17 protein-coding genes are annotated in these 17,737 nt (G+C 65.5%); 8 read left to right on the top strand and 9 right to left on the bottom strand.

Annotation, left to right across the window (positions count from 1 at the left end; all coding sequences use genetic code 11):
- Nucleotides 1-61: 61 nt before the first annotated feature.
- Nucleotides 62-364 carry an ArsR/SmtB family transcription factor gene (locus AVE30378_RS08820; RefSeq protein WP_062680702.1) on the bottom strand — a complete coding sequence of 101 codons (303 nt, stop codon included), beginning with the start codon at nt 362-364 and terminating at the stop codon, nt 62-64.
- Nucleotides 365-1,043: 679 nt separating this feature from the next.
- Here AVE30378_RS08820 and AVE30378_RS08825 point away from each other — a divergent pair.
- Both AVE30378_RS08825 and amt read left to right on the top strand, forming a co-directional pair.
- Entirely contained in the window at nt 1,044-1,382 is a 339-nt protein-coding gene (locus tag AVE30378_RS08825; protein ID WP_043545226.1) for a P-II family nitrogen regulator, read from the top strand.
- Between the two features lie 32 nt (nt 1,383-1,414).
- A complete protein-coding gene (amt, locus tag AVE30378_RS08830; protein WP_129240483.1) occupies nt 1,415-2,653 on the top strand; it encodes an ammonium transporter in 1,239 nt (412 codons plus the stop codon).
- Nucleotides 2,654-2,799: 146 nt separating this feature from the next.
- Here the strand turns inward: amt and ptsP are convergent, their stop codons facing one another.
- The 7 genes from ptsP to rfbD form a co-directional block, all read right to left on the bottom strand.
- The gene (ptsP, locus tag AVE30378_RS08835) at nt 2,800-4,509 is read right to left on the bottom strand and encodes a phosphoenolpyruvate--protein phosphotransferase (RefSeq protein WP_129240636.1); all 1,710 of its coding nucleotides are present in this window, start codon (nt 4,507-4,509) and stop codon (nt 2,800-2,802) included.
- Between the two features lie 103 nt (nt 4,510-4,612).
- A complete protein-coding gene (locus tag AVE30378_RS08840; protein WP_043545224.1) occupies nt 4,613-4,882 on the bottom strand; it encodes an HPr family phosphocarrier protein in 270 nt (89 codons plus the stop codon).
- A gap of 110 nt (nt 4,883-4,992) precedes the next feature.
- The gene (locus AVE30378_RS08845; RefSeq protein ID WP_129240484.1) at nt 4,993-5,394 is read right to left on the bottom strand and encodes a PTS sugar transporter subunit IIA; all 402 of its coding nucleotides are present in this window, start codon (nt 5,392-5,394) and stop codon (nt 4,993-4,995) included.
- Between the two features lie 16 nt (nt 5,395-5,410).
- The gene (gshB, locus tag AVE30378_RS08850) at nt 5,411-6,379 is read right to left on the bottom strand and encodes a glutathione synthase (protein ID WP_129240485.1); all 969 of its coding nucleotides are present in this window, start codon (nt 6,377-6,379) and stop codon (nt 5,411-5,413) included.
- A 153-nt stretch (nt 6,380-6,532) separates the two neighbouring features.
- Nucleotides 6,533-7,084 (bottom strand): translation initiation factor IF-3, encoded by a 552-nt coding sequence (gene infC / locus AVE30378_RS08855; protein ID WP_076812461.1) that lies wholly within the window; start codon nt 7,082-7,084, stop codon nt 6,533-6,535.
- Between the two features lie 20 nt (nt 7,085-7,104).
- Complete coding sequence (thrS, locus tag AVE30378_RS08860) at nt 7,105-9,057, bottom strand: threonine--tRNA ligase (protein ID WP_129240486.1); 1,953 nt, start codon at nt 9,055-9,057, stop codon at nt 7,105-7,107.
- Between the two features lie 310 nt (nt 9,058-9,367).
- Nucleotides 9,368-10,279, bottom strand: coding sequence for a dTDP-4-dehydrorhamnose reductase (gene rfbD, locus AVE30378_RS08865; protein WP_129240487.1), 912 nt, complete (start codon nt 10,277-10,279; stop codon nt 9,368-9,370).
- 177 nt (nt 10,280-10,456) lie between these two features.
- Between rfbD and AVE30378_RS08870 the strand changes: the two genes are divergently transcribed.
- On the top strand, nt 10,457-11,200 hold the full coding sequence (locus AVE30378_RS08870; protein WP_129240488.1) for a response regulator: 744 nt from the start codon (nt 10,457-10,459) through the stop codon (nt 11,198-11,200).
- A gap of 32 nt (nt 11,201-11,232) precedes the next feature.
- Here AVE30378_RS08870 and hemN read toward each other — a convergent pair whose 3' ends face one another.
- Nucleotides 11,233-12,663 carry an oxygen-independent coproporphyrinogen III oxidase gene (hemN, locus tag AVE30378_RS08875; RefSeq protein ID WP_129240489.1) on the bottom strand — a complete coding sequence of 477 codons (1,431 nt, stop codon included), beginning with the start codon at nt 12,661-12,663 and terminating at the stop codon, nt 11,233-11,235.
- A gap of 100 nt (nt 12,664-12,763) precedes the next feature.
- Here hemN and AVE30378_RS08880 point away from each other — a divergent pair, with 100 nt between their 5' ends.
- The 5 genes from AVE30378_RS08880 (at nt 12,764) to AVE30378_RS08900 (ending at nt 17,735) form a co-directional block, all read left to right on the top strand.
- Complete coding sequence (locus tag AVE30378_RS08880; RefSeq protein ID WP_129240637.1) at nt 12,764-13,030, top strand: hypothetical protein; 267 nt, start codon at nt 12,764-12,766, stop codon at nt 13,028-13,030.
- Nucleotides 13,031-13,248: 218 nt separating this feature from the next.
- The gene (locus AVE30378_RS08885; protein WP_129240490.1) at nt 13,249-13,977 is read left to right on the top strand and encodes a FadR/GntR family transcriptional regulator; all 729 of its coding nucleotides are present in this window, start codon (nt 13,249-13,251) and stop codon (nt 13,975-13,977) included.
- 248 nt (nt 13,978-14,225) lie between these two features.
- Complete coding sequence (locus AVE30378_RS08890; protein WP_129240491.1) at nt 14,226-15,800, top strand: ABC transporter substrate-binding protein; 1,575 nt, start codon at nt 14,226-14,228, stop codon at nt 15,798-15,800.
- A 91-nt stretch (nt 15,801-15,891) separates the two neighbouring features.
- Nucleotides 15,892-16,899, top strand: a complete 1,008-nt coding sequence (locus AVE30378_RS08895) for an ABC transporter permease (protein ID WP_129240492.1) — start codon at nt 15,892-15,894, stop codon at nt 16,897-16,899.
- Nucleotides 16,896-17,735, top strand: a complete 840-nt coding sequence (locus AVE30378_RS08900) for an ABC transporter permease (protein ID WP_129240493.1) — start codon at nt 16,896-16,898, stop codon at nt 17,733-17,735. The genes AVE30378_RS08895 and AVE30378_RS08900 overlap by 4 nt, the downstream gene beginning before the upstream one ends.
- Nucleotides 17,736-17,737: the final 2 nt, after the last annotated feature.

Genomic DNA, 17,737 nt, shown 5'->3' on the forward strand with positions numbered 1-17,737 from the left:
TTGATCCTAATTTCGATAAAAAGGGATATCGGGAATTCCAGATATATAGAGGCAAAAAAAACTACAGCTCCTTCCCGATGATCTCGGCAAGCGCGCTGATGGCTGCTTCGTTCCGTTTGTAGTAGGTCCACTGACCGATGCGCCTGGCCTCGACCAGGCCTGCCCGTTGCAGCGTTGCAAGGTAATCGGACACCGTCGACTGCGACAGCCCGACGCCTTCCTGGATGCTGCTGACGCAAACGCCCACCGTCAGCACGTCACCTTCGTCCTGCGGCGGGAAACTGTTCACGGGATCCTTCAATCCTTTCAGGATTTCAAGACGCGTGCGGTTCGAGAGGGCTTTGAATACTTCGAGCAAATCCATGAACGCGATAATATCGGAATTTCCCGATATGTCAATACATCCTTCCCCACCCAGCAGGACTCGCGGCTCTCGGGGCGGGCGGAAGCAAAAAAAAAGGGCGGGCCGCATGCGGTGACCGCCCTTCAAAGCACAGGAGAAAACCGGGCTGCCATGGCGGCAACCCCCTACCAACATCGATACCCGCCGGACCGCTGCCCGCGGTCCGAGCCGTCCGTCGAACGGCCTGAACTGTTGTCGATTCTTCTTCAGCCGCCCTTGCGCAACAAGCCGATGCGTGTAAACCCTCGTATCACGAGCGAGGCCTTGCGCGCGCCGTTTCACAGCCCGCCGGCGGCCCGCCGGGCGCCCTGTATTTCCGGGCGGAGCCATGCGCCGCAAGGCTGAGCGGGCCGTTCCCCATTCTTGGCAAGCACGCGGATTAGGAGCATCTGCCGACATGAACCGCAACTGGGGCCGCATCAATTCGCAACACATGACGGGTTTGGAACATATTTGGTTGCATGCCCTGGACGCCCTTCCGCACGCACCAATTTGAAGCTCGGCCGCGGTGCACGGCGCACTAAGTTGGTGCTTGCAGGCACAAATTGCGGGCCCTGCCCGCCATCTTCCGGCGCTGCGCGATATGGCATGGAATTTGCTTGATACCCAGGGCCAACGTGCAACCATGAGAGGAAATGCCATGAAACTCATCATCGCCATCATCAAGCCCTTCAAGCTCGACGAAGTGCGGGTGGCTCTATCCGGGATCGGCGTCCAGGGCCTGACCGTTACTGAAGTGAAAGGATTCGGCCGCCAGAAAGGCCATACCGAGCTGTATCGCGGCGCGGAATACGCCGTCGACTTCCTGCCCAAGCTACGCGTCGAGGCCGCCGTGCCCGACCACCTCGTCGACCAGGTCATCGAGGCGATCGAAATGGCCGCCCGCACCGGCAAGATCGGCGACGGCAAGATCTTCGCCGCGCCTTTGGAACAAGTGATCCGGATCAGAACAGGCGAAGCCGGCGAAGCTGCGCTCTGAACGAATAAATAAAAACTCAATGGAGCCTGAAAATGGATAAAGCAGATATCTCCTGGTTGCTCGTCTCTACCCTGCTTGTATTGATGATGGCCGTACCCGGTCTGGCGATGTTCTATGGCGGCCTGGTACGCAGCAAGAACGTGCTGTCCGTGCTGCTGCAAGTGCTGTGCACGTTCGTGCTGGGCCTGGTTCTCTGGTTCATCTACGGATACTCCCTCGCGTTCACCGAGGGCAACGCCTTCTTCGGCGGCCTGTCGCGCGCCTTCTTCTCCGGCATGTTCACGCCGGCCGACGGCTCGTACGCCATGTCGAACACCCTGACGGAGCTGCTCTTCGCTTCGTTCCAGGCCACGTTCGCCGGCATCACCTGCGCGCTGATCGTCGGCAGCTTCGCCGAACGCGCGCGCTTCTCGGCGGTGCTGGTGTTCACGGTGATCTGGTTCACGTTCGCCTACATACCCATCGCCCACATGGTGTGGTTCGCGTCCGAAACCGCGCCGGGGCTGCTCAACGCCAAGGGCGCGCTGGATTTCGCCGGCGGCACCGTGGTGCACATCAACGCCGGCGTGGCCGGCCTGGTGGGCGCCTACGTGGTGGGCAAGCGCGTGGGCTACGGCCGCGAGGCGATGCAGCCGCACAACCTGCCGATGACGTTCGTGGGCGCCGCCCTGCTGTGGGTGGGCTGGTTCGGGTTCAACGCGGGCTCGGCGCTGGCCGCCAACGAGAACGCCACGCTGGCCTTCTTCAACACCATGATCGCCACCGCCGGCGCCGTGCTGGCCTGGCTGTTCACTGAGTGGGCCGTCAAGGGCAAGCCCTCGATGCTGGGCGCCGCCTCCGGCGCGATCGCCGGCCTGGTGGGCATCACCCCCGCGGCCGGCCTGGTCGGTCCGGTGGGCGCGCTGGTCATCGGCGTGGTCGCCGGCACGGTCTGCGTCTGGGGCGTGAACGGCCTGAAGCGCCTGCTGCGCGCCGACGACGCGCTGGACGTGTTCGGCGTGCACGGCGTGGGCGGCATCGTCGGCGCCCTGCTGACGGGCGTGTTCAACGCGCAGGTCCTCGGCGGCCCCGGCCTGGCCGAGGCCGGCATGATCGGCCATCAACTGTGGGTCCAGCTCGAAGGCGTGCTGCTGACCATCGTCTGGTCCGGCGTGGTGGCCTGGATCGCCTACAAGATCGCCAACGCCCTGTGCGGCATGCGCGTGCCGGAAGACCAGGAGCGCGAAGGCCTGGATGTCACGAGCCACGGCGAATCCGCCTATCATAGTTAGCCCACCCCCGAGGCGCGTATGGACCGGCGGAGCCGGATCCATCGCGGCCTGGATGGGGTGGCGGCGATTGGTTGCGAAGCGGTAAGAAAAAAAGCCCGAGACCTTTGTGGTCTCGGGCTTTTTCCATTCCCGGGCCGAAGCGCGCTTCAGCCTGGGCCCAGCGCGTCCAGGTCTACCGGCAAGGCGCGGTTCAGGGCGGCCGCCACCTTGACGCGCAAGGCATTGGAATGCGCGCGGCGCACTTCGCGCTTCACGTCGAGCAACTGCTGCGGGTGCATGGAGAACTCGGTCAGGCCCAGGCCCAGCAGCAGGCGCGTCATGCGCGAATCGCCCGCCATTTCACCGCACACCGCGACCGGCTTGCCGGCCCGCTCGCCCGCGTTGATGGTGTGGGCCACCAGGCGCAGCACCGCCGGATGCAGCGGATCGTACAGGGCGGCCACGTCGTGGTCGCCGCGGTCGATCGCCAGCGTGTACTGGATCAGGTCGTTGGTGCCGATGGACAGGAAGTCCAGCGCCTGGGCAAAGGGCTCGATGGCGATGGCGATGGCGGGCACCTCGACCATGGCGCCCACCTCCATGTGCGGCGCATAGGCCTGGCCGCGGGCGTCGAGTTCGCGGCGGGCGGATTCGATGGCCGCCTTGGTGGCCACGACCTCGTGCATGTGGGCGATCATCGGGATCAGCAGGCGCACCGGCCCGTGGGCCGACGCCCGCAGGATGGCGCGCAGTTGGGTCGCGAACATTTCCGGGCGCGCCAGGCAATAGCGGATGGCGCGCTGCCCCAGGGCGGGATTGGTGGCCACGGTGGCCTCGCCGTCCAGCGTCTTGTCCGAGCCGATGTCCAACGTCCGGATCGTGACGGGCCGCCCGGCCATCACTTTCACGACGGACGAATAGGCTTCGTACTGTTCTTCCTCGCCCGGCAGGTCCGGACGCCCCATGAACAGGAATTCGCTGCGGAACAACCCGATCCCATGCGCGCCGGAGGCCAGCGCCAGGGCGGCCTCTTCCGGCAGCTCGATATTGGCGTGCAGCACGATGTCGATGCCGTCCAGGGTGACCGACGGCTCGTCGCGCAGCAGGCTGAGTTCGGCGCGCTCGTCCGCGTAGGCGGACTGGCGGCGGCGGTATTCCTGGAGGATGCGGTCGGACGGGTTGACGATCACCGCGCCGGCGGCGCCGTCGATGATCAGCATGTCGCCGTCGCGGACCAGTTCGCGCACGTTGCCCATGGCCACGACGGCGGGCACGCCCATGCTGCGCGCCACGATCGCGGTGTGCGAGGTGGGGCCGCCCAGGTCGGTCACGAAGGCCGCGAAGCGCCCCCCGCGCAGCCGCAGCATGTCGGCGGGCGAGATGTCGTGGGCCACGACCACCAGCGCATCGTCGCCCCCCATGTGGGACATGTCGGGCAGGATCGCCGAGGAGCCCGCCAGCACGTGCAGCACCCGTTCGATGACCTGGCGCACGTCGGCCCCGCGTTCGCGCAGGTACTCGTCCTCCATCGCGTCGAACTGCTGCCCCAGGATCTGGCCCTGCGTGGTCAGCGCCCATTCGGCGTTGTAGTGGCGTTCGGCGATCAGGGCCAGCGTCTGTTCGGCCAGCAGCGGATCGCCCAGCAGCAGGCTGTGCACGTTCAGCATGGCGCCCAGCTCGCGCGGCGCGTCGGCCGGCAAGGTCTCGGCCAGTTGCAGCAGTTCCTGCTGCGCCGACGCCAAGGCATCGGTCAGCCGGCTGCTTTCGGCCGGAATGTCCTCGGGCGAGATGCGGTAGTGCGCGACCTCGAGCGCCGCGGCGCCCATGACGACGGCACGCCCGATCGCGTATCCCTTGGCTACGCCTTTGCCGTACAGACACACGACGGGGCTGGCAGAACCAGCCCCGTCGTGTGTGTCCGTGAGGGTCGCAGACGAGCCGGCCTGGCGTGCGTTCAGGCCGGCGGATTCAGAAGATGTTCTATTCCTGCTCACCGAATTTGCTGTCGAACAGTGTTTCAATTTCGGAAAGGGCTTGCTCGGCATCGTTGCCCGAAGCCTCCAGCCTGACCGTCACGCCCAGCCCGGCCGCCAGCATCATGACGCCCATGATGCTCTTGGCGTTCACGCGCTGCGCGCCGCGCGAGATGAAGATCTCGCTGGAAAACTTGCTCGCCAGTTGCGTCAGTTTGGCGGCCGCCCGGGCGTGCAGGCCCAGTTTATTGCTGATGACGATGTCTGTATTAGGCATAGGGAACATTATGACCGCGGCTTGGCGCCGCAGTATGGATTGCAGCAAAACGTCGAACCGCTCACCGGCATGAAAATATCAGCCGACATAATAGGGCAAATTTCCGCCCGTCAGTCTACACGCAAGACGCCCTGCACTCCCCCGGCCAGGGCCTTTTCGCGCGTTTCGGCCAAGGGCAGGCCGCGATAGGTCAGGGCCCGCAGCAGCATGGGGGTGTTCAACCCGGCCAGCACACAGCACTGGATGCCTTGCGCCTGGGCGTCGGCGACGGCCCGCTTGGCGATGTTGGCGGGGGTGGCTCCGATCAGGTCGGTCAGCACCAGCACCCCGGCGCCATGCTCCTGCTCCAGGATGTCCTTCAGGACGTCCGGAGCCAGATCGTCCGGCCGGTCTTCGGGCTGGATATCGTGAATGGCCAGCATGCCGTCAAGGTTGCCCATGACGTGGCTGGCGCATTCGCGCATCGCCGCGCCCAGGGGCGCGTGCACGACGATGACAATACCCGTGGTCATGGCGGATTCCGGGAGTTCAGGCCGAGGCTTTGGCCGCCACGGCTTTTTCCAGCGCCGTGACGAACATGCCCGCGACATCGAAGCCAGTCTGTTCCGCGATCTCGACGAAGCAGGTGGGGCTGGTGACGTTGACTTCGGTGACGTAATCGCCGATGACGTCCAGGCCGACCAGCAGCAGGCCGCGCGCGGCGAGCTTGGGCGCCACGGCCTCGGCGATTTCCCGGTCGCGCGGCGACAGCGCCTGGGCGACGCCGCGTCCGCCGGCCGCCAGGTTGCCGCGCGTTTCTCCGGCCAGCGGGATGCGGGCCAGCGAGTACGGCACCGGTTCGCCGCCGATCAGCAGGATGCGCTTGTCGCCCTTGACGATGTCGGGGATGTAGCGCTGCGCCATGATGGTGCGCGCGCCGTTGTCCGTCAGCGTTTCCAGGATGGCGTTCAGGTTCGGGTCCTTGGGCTGGAGCCGGAACACGCCGGTGCCGCCCATGCCGTCCAGCGGCTTCACGATGACGTCGTGATGCACGTCATGGAAGGCCTTCAGGCGGGCCATGTTGCGGGTCACCAGCGTGGGCGCGGTGAACTCGCTGATTTCGGTGATGGCCAGCTTTTCCGGGTGATTGCGGATCGCGGCGCCGCCGTTGAACACCCTGGCGCCCTGCGCCTCGGCGTATTCGAGCAGGTGGGTGGAATACACGTATTCCATGTCGAACGGCGGATCCTTGCGCATGACCACCGCGCCGAATTCCGCCAGCGGCAGATCCTGGGCGGCGGACTCGCGCCACCAGTCGTGGCCGTGCAGATCGGCGTCCGCGGCCAGTTCGATGGGCGTGGCGACGGCCTTGACCGTGCCGCCCTCGATGTAGAGATCGCCCTGCATGGCCACGCTGAGCGTATGGCCGCGCGCCACCAGGGCGCGCATCATGGCGACTGAGCTGTCCTTGTACGCCTTCAGCAGCGGCAAGGGATCCAAAACGAACAAAACGTGCATCGCGACACCCTGAACGGACGCCGCCTTCCCTCGCGGGAAGGCGGCTTTGTGACATCGTAGCGCAGAGCCGCCCAATAAGCGAACCCGCCGGTCCACGGAGCGGACGGCGGGTTGAACGAGCGGCCGGGCCTCCCAAGAGGCCGAGGCTGGAGCTCAGGCCGCCGATTCGGGCTTGCCCGCGGGCACGGCCTTCTTCTTGGGCGCCAGCACCATGACCATCTGACGGCCTTCGAGCTTAGGCATGGCTTCGACCTGGGCAAGTTCCAGCAGATCGTCGCGCACACGTTCAAGCACCCGCATGCCGAGTTCCTGGTGGGCCATTTCGCGGCCGCGGAAACGCAGCGTCACCTTGGCTTTATCGCCTTCCTCGAGGAAGCGGCGCAGGTTGCGCAGCTTGACCTGGTAGTCGCCCTCGTCGGTGGCCGGACGGAATTTGACTTCCTTGACCTGGATGACCTTTTGCTTGGAACGGGCTTCGGCCTGGCGCTTCTGCTCTTGGTACTTGAATTTGCCGTAGTCCATCAAACGGCAGACCGGCGGCTCGGCGTTCGGCGCGATTTCCACCAGATCCACGTCGTTTTGCTCGGAAAGACGGAATGCGTCGGCGATCTTGACGATGCCGAGCTGTTCTCCGTCCAGACCTATCAGGCGCACCTCGGGGACGCGGATTTCACCGTTGATGCGATTGGCTTTTTCAGTGGCGATGTTGAAAGCTCCTAGAAATGTTAAGCAGCGCTGCTGTCAGGGTTGACGACGTCGCGGCGGGTGGACACATCCTCGGACAAGCGCGCGACGAAGTCGTCGAATGCGATGGCGCCAAGGTCCAATCCGCCCAAACCGCGTACGGCTACGGTGCCGTTTTGTTTCTCCTTGTCGCCGACGACAAGGATGTACGGCACCTTTTGCAGGCTGTGCTCCCGAATTTTACGAGTGATTTTTTCACCACGCAAATCGGACTCTACTCTAAAGCCTTGTTTTTTCAGGCTTTGCGTGATTTCCGCCGCATAATCGGCGGAAGGTTCGGAAATGCAGCATACGACGGCCTGCACCGGGGCCAGCCAAGGGGGCATCGCGCCGGCGTGGTTTTCGATCAGCATGCCGATAAACCGCTCCAGCGAACCGAGGATCGCCCGGTGCAGCATGACCGGCGGGCGGCGCTGGTCGTTCTGGTCCACGTACTCGGCGCCCAGGCGCACGGGCATGGAGAAGTCGACCTGGATCGTACCGCATTGCCAGTGGCGGCCGATGGCGTCCTTCAGGGTGTATTCCACCTTCGGGCCGTAGAACGCGCCTTCTCCGGGCGAAATCTCGAATTCGCAGCCCGTGCGGCGCAGGCTTTCCATCAGCGCCTGTTCGGCCGTATCCCAGACTTCGTCCGAGCCGATGCGCTTTTCAGGACGCGTGGCGACCTTGTACAGCACCTCGGTGAAGCCGAAGTCGCGGTAGACCTTCTGCAGCAGGGCCGTGAAGTCGGCGCATTCGTCCTGGAGCTGTTCTTCGGTACAGAAAATGTGGCCGTCGTCCTGCGTGAAACCGCGCACGCGCATCATGCCGTGCAGCGAGCCCGAGGGTTCGTTGCGGTGGCATTGGCCGAATTCGCCATAGCGCAGCGGCAGTTCGCGATAGGAGTGCAGGCCGGAATTGAAGATCTGCACGTGGCCCGGGCAGTTCATCGGCTTCAGGCCGTAGACGCGGTTCTCGGACTCGGTCGTGAACATGTTTTCACGGTAGTTGTCCCAGTGGCCCGTCTTCTTCCACAGCGACAGGTCCAGGATCTGCGGCGCCTTGACTTCCTGGTAGCCGTTGTTGTTGTACACGGCGCGCATGTATTGCTCGACCTGCTGCCACAGGGCCCAGCCCTTGGGGTGCCAGAAGATCAGGCCGGGCGCTTCGTCCTGGAAGTGGAACAGGTCGAGTTCGCGGCCGATCTTGCGGTGGTCGCGGCGCTCGGCCTCTTCCAGCATGTGCAGATAGGCTTCCTGCTCTTCCTTGGTCGCCCAGGCCGTGCCGTAGATGCGCTGGAGCATCTCGTTCTTGCTGTCGCCGCGCCAGTAGGCGCCGGCCACCTTCATCAGCTTGAAGACCTTCAGCTTGCCCGTGGACGGGACGTGCGGGCCGCGGCAGAGGTCGACGAAGTCGCCTTCGCGGTACAGGCTGAGCGTCTCGTTCGAGGGGATCGAGGCGATGATCTCGGCCTTGTACTTTTCGCCGATGCCCTTGAAGAATTCGACGGCGTCGTCGCGCGACCATTCTTCGCGCGTGACGACTTCGTCCTTCTTGGCCAGCTCGGCCATTTTCTTCTCGATGGCGGCCAGGTCTTCGGGCGTGAACGGGCGCTTGTACGAAAAATCGTAGTAGAAGCCGTTGTCGATCACCGGACCGATGGTGACCTGGGCGTCCGGAAACAGCTCCTTGACGGCATAGGCCAGCAGGTGGGCCGTGGAGTGGCGGATCAGGTCCAGGCCGTCGGCGTCCTTGGCGGTCACGATCGCCAGGCGGGCATCGCCCTCGATGCGGAAGCTGGTGTCGACCAGCCTGGATTCCGCGCCCTCAAACGTGACTCGCCCGCCCAGGGCGGCCTTCGCCAAGCCCGTGCCGATCGATTGCGCCACTTCGGCAACCGTTACCGGCCCCGGATATTGGCGCTGCGAACCATCGGGCAATGTGATCTGTACCATCGGGAGTATTTCCTGGGAGGTTCTTGGAACTGAAAATCAAAAAACGGAAACGAAAAACGCGGCCTGGAAGCCGCGTTCTGTTGATTGTCTTGCTGAGTCCTGCCGCTGACCTGACACGGAGAAACCCGACGCACGAAAAAACTAACGCGACATAGGGCGAAAGTTCCGGGTCGTAGTTCGTGCCAGCGGGAAAAACATGGTCTTGGAGCCTGTGCGGGGCGCAGTCAATGAAAGCTGCGCTTATCGTCGACGATTGTAGCACTATTTACGTCTTTTCCGTGGTGAAAGCGCGACAGTCCGGCATGGCCCCCTACCCCAGGCCGCGGCAGCCGGCCAGGGTTGCCAACGCGTGGGCCACACCCTCTTGCCAGGGCGGCGCATGGATGCCGAACACGCGGGCAAGCAGGCGGGTGTCCAGGCAGGAATTCGAGGGCCGGCGCGCCGCGGCCGGATACCGCGACGAAGGCACGGGCTCGATGTCCTGCGGCCTCGAATCGACCGGCAGGCCCGCGCGCCCGGCCTGCGCGGCGATGAAACAGGCGTATTCGTGCCAACTGGCCGCCCCCGCGGCCGCCAGATGGTACAGGCCGAACGGAAAGCCGTCCCCGCCGTTCTCCAGGTAGCGCGCCACGGCCAGCGCGGTCGCGTCGGCGATGTAGGCCGCGCCCGTCGGAGCGCCGCGCTGGTCGTCCACCACCCGCAGCGCCCTGGCCTGGCGCAGCGCCGTCAGCACGGTCTTCAGGAAGTTGTCGCCCACGACCCCGTAGACCCAGGAGGTCCGGAACACCAGGTGGGCGGGATTCGCGGCCTGGACGGCGCGTTCTCCCGCCAGCTTGCTGCGTCCATAGGCATTCAGGGGCGCCGGCGCGTCGTCCTCGGCGTACGGGCCGGGCTTGGCGCCGTCGAAGACGTAGTCGGACGAATAGTGCACGATCAGCGCGCCGCGGCTGGCGGCGAGCGCGGAAAGCTCGCCCGCCGCTTCGCCATTGATCCGCATCGCGCGCACCGGGTCCTCTTCGGCGCGCTCGACGGCGGTGAAAGCGGCGGCATTGACGACGACGTCGGGCTTTTCCCGGCGAACCAGCCGCGCCAACTGCAAGGGATGGGTCAGGTCGCAATCGCGCCTGCCCGCTGCCGCGACCTCGCCCAAGGGCGCAAGGCTGCGCCGCAGCTCGAAGCCCAACTGCCCGTCCCTGCCCAACAGCAGAATCTTCTTTGGCATGCTTCCCGCCCGCCTGGTCGGCCCAGCGCACTAGGGTGCAACAGTCCGATTTTGGCGCGTTTCCTGTGCGGATAGCCAGACGAAAACGTAATCTGCCCACTCGAATCTAGGACCGATGGCAAACCCAGCGCGGGGCCGGCCGCCGGCATTCCGCCCAAACCGACTGTGGATGCACAGATGAAACCTGTCTCAGCGCCGAACACCGAAGCGCTTCCCTCTTCGACCCCCGCGCGCGCCGATGCCGGCGACCTCCCCGGCACGCGCCAGCACCTGCTCATGTCGCGCCCGCCGCCCGTCGTCAACGTCGCCATCCTCGACGACCATCCCGTCATCGCGGTGGGCGTGGGCGCCTACCTGGAAAGCCGGCCCGGCTTCCGGGTCCTGCACCAGGAAACCTCCTCGCGAGGGCTGCTGGAAAAGCTGTCCCATTCGCCCTGCGACGTGGCGCTGGTGGATTTCTACCTGCCCCTGGAACCCTGGGACGGCGTGAGCTACTTGCGGCGCCTGCGCCGCTATCACCCCAACATGGCGATCATCACGTTCTCGGCCGGCAACCGCCAGGAAACCCAGTACGCCGCCTTCCGCGCGGGCGCCAACGGGTATCTGGCCAAGCAATGGGGCATGGGCCTGCTGCCGGAAATGATCCGCGGCGTGCTCGGCGGCAAGCACACGTTCCTGTCGGTGCACGACGGCAGGATCCAGGCCCGGGAGCCCACCGCCCCGCACGAGACGCTCACGGCCTCGGAAGTGGAGATACTGCGCCACATCAGCCAGGGCCTTTCCGTGACGCAGATCGCGGCGCGGCTGGTACGCAGCAAGAAGACCATCAGCACGCACAAGCGCTGCGCCATGCGCAAGCTGCAGCTTTCCGACGACCTGTCGCTGGCGCTGTACCTGCGCGAGAAATTCTCGAATGACTGACGATGGCGGCCAGCCGCCATCGCCCGCGGCGCCTAGATGATGCGCGAGTAGCTGGCGCCGCTGGCCGCCGACTGCAGATACCGGTCGAAAGCCATGGCGACGGCGCGCACGAAGTACCAGCCCAGGCCGGTCACGTGCAGTTCTCCAGGCCGCAGGTCGACCAGGCCCAGTTCGGCCAGATTGGCCATCTGCAGCAGTTCCTGGCTGAAGTAGTCGCCGAACCGCAGTTTGTGGCGCGCCTCGATCCGCGCGAAATCCACCCGGCCCTGGCACATGACGTCCATGATGACTTCGCGCCGCGCCAGATCGTCCCCGCTCAGCACGAGCCCTCTTTCGACCGCGAACCGTCCCGCCTCGATGGCGGCGTAGTACTCGTCCAGCCCTTTCGCGTTCTGGCTGTAGGTGTCGCCGATGCGCCCGATGGCCGACACGCCCAGGGCGACCAGGTCGCGGTCGGGCTGCGTGCTGTAGCCCTGGAAGTTGCGATGCAGTTCGCCGCGGCGCTTGGCGATCGCCAGCGAGTCGGAATCCAGGGCGAAATGGTCCATGCCGATGTAGGTGTACCCCTGCTTCAGGAAACCGTCGATGGCGGCGCCCAGCAGGCCGACCCGCGTGGCGCGGTCCGGCAGGTCGGCCTCGTTGATGCGGCGTTGCGGCTTGAAGCGCGAGGGAAGATGGGCATAGGCATAGAGCGCGATGCGGTCGGGCCGCAGTTCGACGACCTGCGCGATGGTGCGGGCAAAGGATTCCGTGGTCTGCAGCGGCAGGCCGTAGATCAGGTCCACGTTGACCGAATCGTAGGCCAGCGCCCTGGCGCTGCGCACCAGCGCCTGCACGTCCTCGAAGGACTGCACGCGATGCACCGCGACCTGCACGCGCGGGTCGAAATCCTGCACGCCGAAGCTCAGGCGGTTGAAGCCCAGTTCGCGCAGGTAGGCCAGCCGCTCGGGCGTCGCCGTGCGCGGATCCACCTCGACCGACAGTTCGGCGTCGGGCTCGAAGCGGAACGCGCGGCGCAGGTCCGCCATCAGGCGGGCCAGTTCGGCATCGGAAAGGAAAGTGGGCGTACCGCCGCCGAAATGCAGTTGCGACACGGGCACGCCCTCGCCCAGTTCCCGCACGTGCAAGCCGATCTCGGCGGCGAGCGCGTCCAGGTAGCGGGCGGCGCGGTCATGGTGGCGGGTCACCACCTTGTTACAGGCACAGTAGTAACAGACCGACTCGCAGAAGGGGATGTGCACGTAGAGCGACAGGGACTCGTCCGGACTCGTGGCGCGCCGCTGCCGCAGCGCCAGCCGGTAGTCCAGTTCGCCGAAACCGGCGTGGTACCGGTCCGCGGTGGGATAGGAGGTGTAACGGGGCCCGTTCTTGTCCAGCCTGGCCAGCAACTGGGGCGGAAAAAAGGGCTTGGCGACCGCGGGGGCCTGGGTTTCTGGCGGTAAAGGACGTAGGGCGGCTTGCATACCCTGAATTATTCCCCCGTGCCGGCCACCCCCCTTTGATCTTGCGCAAACCTTGGCACGTAAAATGCAGCCATTCAAGCCGCACAACGAGGACACCACCATGGGCACTGAATTGGATGGCCGCCTGTTGGCCATGCGCCAGGCATTGGCGATCGCCATCGCCCTTTCCACCCGCAGCAGTCCCCAGGCCACCGGCATGGCGCTGGAACTGCTCAACGACCTGAAGGCCGGCCTGGAGGACGCCCCGTCGGACAGCCCCTTCGAAACCCCCGAATGGGTGGTGGGCGCGCATGACGAACTGGACGGCATCGCCCGCCTGGTGCGCGCCTTCACCCAGACGCCCGAGCCGGACGACGAAGCCCGGTAGGCCGCCGCCGGGCGCGCCATGACATCCCTTCCCCCTGCTTTCCCTTTCCCCGCCTCCCTCTGGATCACACCGCCCTAGCTGGCCTGACCACCGCTGCGAAAGAGGTGGAATCCCTGTGATCGTTTTCCCTCGAAGCATGAAATTTCCCTTCTTATTCAATGAGGGGATGCCTATATTGGTGGCCTGACCACTGGCATGCGTTCTCGCGACTCCGACAGATGAGCACCTACCAAGCCGTTGCCGTCACCCGCCTGTATCGCGTGATCGCCGACCAGATCGCCGGCCGGATCCGGGCGGGCGAATTCCCCCGCGGCGGCAGGCTGCCGTCCGAAAGGGAATTGGCCGAACGGCTCCAGGTCAGCCGCGCATCCATCCGCGAAGCCCTGATCGCGCTTGAAATCGAAGGCTATGTCGACGTGCGCGTGGGCACGGGCGTATTCGTCACCCGGGAAGGCGCCGGGTTTCCCTCGGCATTGGGCGCCCCCGGACGCGCCGCGACCGAGCACGACGACATCGGCCCGTTCGACCTGCTGGAGGCGCGCATGCTGATCGAACCCGAGTGCGCGGGCATGGCCGCGCAACAGGCCTCGCCGGCCCAGATCGCGGCCATCCGCGACGCCCATGAAGGCATGTCGCTGACCGATTCCCCCGGCCGGCACGACCGCGAATTCCACAACGCCATCGCCGCTGCCTGCGGCAATGCCGCGGTCGCGGCCGCGGTGGCCCGGCTGTGGGAACTGACGCAGGCGAGTTCGGTGTACAGCCGCATGCAGGATTACTTCGTCAACACCAAGGTCTGGGCCGCGGCCGAGGCCGAGCATCAACGCATTCTGATCGCCATCCAGGCGCGCGATCCGATCCGCGCGCGCCACGCCATGCATGCGCATCTGCTCGGCATTCTGGCTCGCCTGCGGGAGGACTTCGGCGAGGACAACAGCCCCCGATAGCGCCCGTTCCATCCCCACGAGGTTACCGCCATGCCGCAGCGCATTCTCGATCGCGCCTCCCGCGCACCGCCGGTTTCGCCGCAATGGTGCGCGGCGCGTTGAAAAGCACCCAGACGAAGCATTGTTGTAGCGGCTCCACCCGCAGTACCCCTGAAAACGCAGGTGGCATGAGGTTTGCTTGCTGGCGCATGGCATCCGCCGCGCGCCGGCAGACACCTGTCACACCTTTTCCAGCCCGGAGGCTCGCAGTGAAATCGCAAAAATGGTTCTCCTTGAAGCTCGGCGCACTGGTCCTCGCGGCCGCGCTGCCCGCCACGCAGGCCCTGGCCCAGACCAAGGGCGGCACGCTGAACATGATCGTCCAGCCGGAGCCGCCCGTGATCGTCACGGCCATCAACCAGCAGGGCCCCACGCAATTCGTCGCGGGCAAGATCTACGAAAGCCTGCTGACCTACTCCACCGAACTGAAGCCGCAGCCCGGCCTCGCCAAGTCCTGGGAGGCCTCGCCGGACGGGCTGACCTACACCTTCCACCTGCAAGAGAACGTCAAGTGGCATGACGGCAAGCCCTTCACCGCCGAGGACGTGGTGTTTTCGCTGGCGGACATGCTGCCCAAGACCCACGCCCGCGCGCGCGTGATCCTGAACAAGTTCGTGGATTCGGTGCAGGCGCCGGACGCGAAGACGGTCGTGGTCAAGCTGAAGTCGCCCTTCCCCGCCTTCATGCTGATGTTCGAGCCGGGCTTCGCCCCCATCATGCCCAAGCATCTCTACGCCGGCACCGACTACATGACCAACCCGGCCAACCAGAAGCCGGTCGGCACCGGCCCCTTCATGTTCAAGGAATGGAAGCGCGGCGAATACATCAAGCTGACCCGCAACCCCGACTACTGGAAACCGGGCAAGCCCTACCTCGACGAACTGGTGTTCAACGTCATTCCCGACGCCGCCTCGCGCTCGGTGGCGTTCGAGCGCGGCAGCGTGGACGTGCTGCGCGGCGGCGACGTCGACAACGTCGACATCAAGCGCCTGCGCGCCCTGCCCAAGGTGGAATACACCACGGCCGGCTGGGAGATGTTCTCGCCCCAGGCCTACCTGATCTTCAACATGCGCAAGCCGCCCTTCGACAACCTGAAGGTGCGCCAGGCCGTCATGGCTGCGATCAACCGCAACCTGGTGGTCAACAACATCTTCTTCGGCCTGGGCAAGGTCTCCACCAGCCCCTTCGTCACCACCGAGATGTTCTACGACAAGAACATGCCGCCGCTGGCGTTCGACATGAAGAAGGCGCGCGCGCTGATCAAGGAATCCGGCATCAAGCCCGGGGACTACACGATCCGCCAACTGAGCTTTCCCTATGGCTCCACCTGGGACCGGCTGGGCGAATACACCAAGCAGGCCCTGGAGCAACTGGGCTTCAAGGTAAACGTGGAGTCCACCGACGCGGGCGGCTGGGCCAGCCGCACCGGCAACTGGGACTTCGACATGACGACCACCTTCACCTACCAGTACGGCGACCCCGCGCTGGGCGTGCAGCGCCTCTATATCTCGTCGAACATCGTCAAGGGCTCGCCCTTCGCCAACGTGCAGGGCTACAGCAACCCCGAGACCGACAAGCTCTGGGAGGCCGCCGCCTCGGAAGTGGATTCCGCCAAGCGCCAGGAGATCTACACCAAGCTGCAGACCACGCTGGTCGATGAAATCGCCAACGGCTTCCTGGTGGACATGGAGTTCCCGACGCTGTATCGCGCCAACGTGAAAAACCTCGTCAAGACCGCCATCGGCCTGAACGAGACGTTCGACGACGTGTACATCGAGAAGTAAGCGCCGAGGGGAGCGCCGCCGCGGGCAATCGCGGCGGCGCTCCCTGCGGCCGCGACGCAAGCACGGCGCCCGTCCACGGAGGAGCCCAAGCATGAAATTCCTGTCTTTCCTCGTGTCCCGCGTCGGCAAGGCCCTGGTGGTCGTGCTGGGCGTGGTGATCATCAATTTCTTCCTGATCCGTCTGGCGCCGGGCGACCCCGCCGCCGTGCTGGCGGGCCAGGCCGGCGCGGGCGATGCCGCCTATGTCGAACAGTTGCGCGTGGCCTTCGGCCTGGACAAGCCCATCATGACCCAGTTGCTGCTGTACCTGAAGGGCGTGGTCCAACTGGACCTGGGCTTTTCGTACCGCAACCACGTGCCGGTGCTGGACCTCATCGTGGAACGCCTGCCGGCCACCTTCCTGCTGATGTCGTGCGCCTTCGTGTTCTCCATCGTGCTGGGCGTGTTCCTGGGCGTGGTGGCCGCCAAGGCCCGCTACCGCAACAAGCGCCGCTGGATCGACAGCTCGGTCATGACGGGCGCCCTGCTGCTCTACGCCACGCCGCTCTTCTGGCTGTCGCTGATGGGCATCCTGCTGTTTTCGGTGGTGCTGGGCTGGCTGCCGGCCTTCGGCATGGAGACCGTCGGCGCCGGACTGTCCGGATGGGCCCGCGCCGGCGACATCGCGCAGCACCTCATCCTGCCGACGGTGACGCTGGGTTGTTTCTTCATGGCCGTGTACGTGCGGCTGACCCGCGCCTCCATGCTGGAAGTGATCGGAATGGACTTCGTGAAGACGGCCCGCGCCAAGGGCGTGAGCCCCGGCCGCGTGATCCGCGCCCACGTCCTGCGCAACGCGCTGCTGCCGGTCATCACGTTCGCCGGCATCCAGTTGGGCCAGATGGCGGGCGGAGCGGTGCTGACCGAGACCGTCTTCGCCTGGCCCGGCATCGGCCGGCTGATGTTCGACGCGCTGCTCCAGCGCGACTACCAGTTGCTGCTGGGCATTTTCCTGGTCACGTCCATCATGGTCGTCGTATTCAATCTGGCGACCGACGTGCTGTACCGCCTCATCGATCCGCGCATCGCCGCGGGCGCGCAGCAAGGAGCCGCCGCATGAAGGCATTCGCCCGGCGCTATATGCGCAATTACGGCGCGGTGGCCGGCCTGGCCATCATGCTGATCGTGGTCATCGTGGCCCTGGCCGCTCCGCTGCTGTACGAAGAGTCGCCGTGGATGATGGTGGCCGATCCGCTGATCCCGCCCTTCACCAATGCCGACTATCCCTTCGGGACCGACATGCTGGGGCGCGACATCACCGCCGGCCTGGTGTGGGGCGCCCGCGTATCGCTGATGGTGGGCCTGCTGTCGACCGCCGTGGCCCTGGTCTTCGGCATTCTGGTGGGCGCGGTGGCGGGCTACTGCGGCGGGCGGGCGGACGACGCGCTGATGCGCTTCACCGAATTCTTCCAGACCATTCCGCAACTGGCCATGGCCGTCGTGCTGGTGGCCATCCTGAGCCCTTCCATCTATTCCATCATGGGCGCCATCGCGGTCGTATCGTGGCCGCCCGCGGCGCGCCTGGTGCGGTCGGAATTCATGACGCTCAAGCAGCGCGAATTCGTGCAGGCGGCCATCGTGATCGGGCAGACACCGGCCCGCATCGTGGGCACCCAGATCCTGCCGAACGCCATGTCGCCCATCATCGTGTCGGCCTCCTTCATGGTGGCGACCGCCATCCTGACGGAATCCGCCCTGTCCTTCCTGGGCCTGGGCGACCGCAACCTGATGAGCTGGGGCTTCATGATCGGCGCGGCGCGCACCATGATCCGCGAGGCCTGGTGGATGAGCGTCTGGCCCGGCGTGGCCATCCTGCTGACTGTGCTGGCCATCAACCTGATCGGCGAGGGCCTGAACGACGCGCTCAACCCCCAACTGCGCAAGCGCGGCGACTAGGA

It is taken from the genome of Achromobacter veterisilvae, from assembly GCF_900496975.1.
GTDB lineage: Bacteria > Pseudomonadota > Gammaproteobacteria > Burkholderiales > Burkholderiaceae_B > Achromobacter > Achromobacter veterisilvae.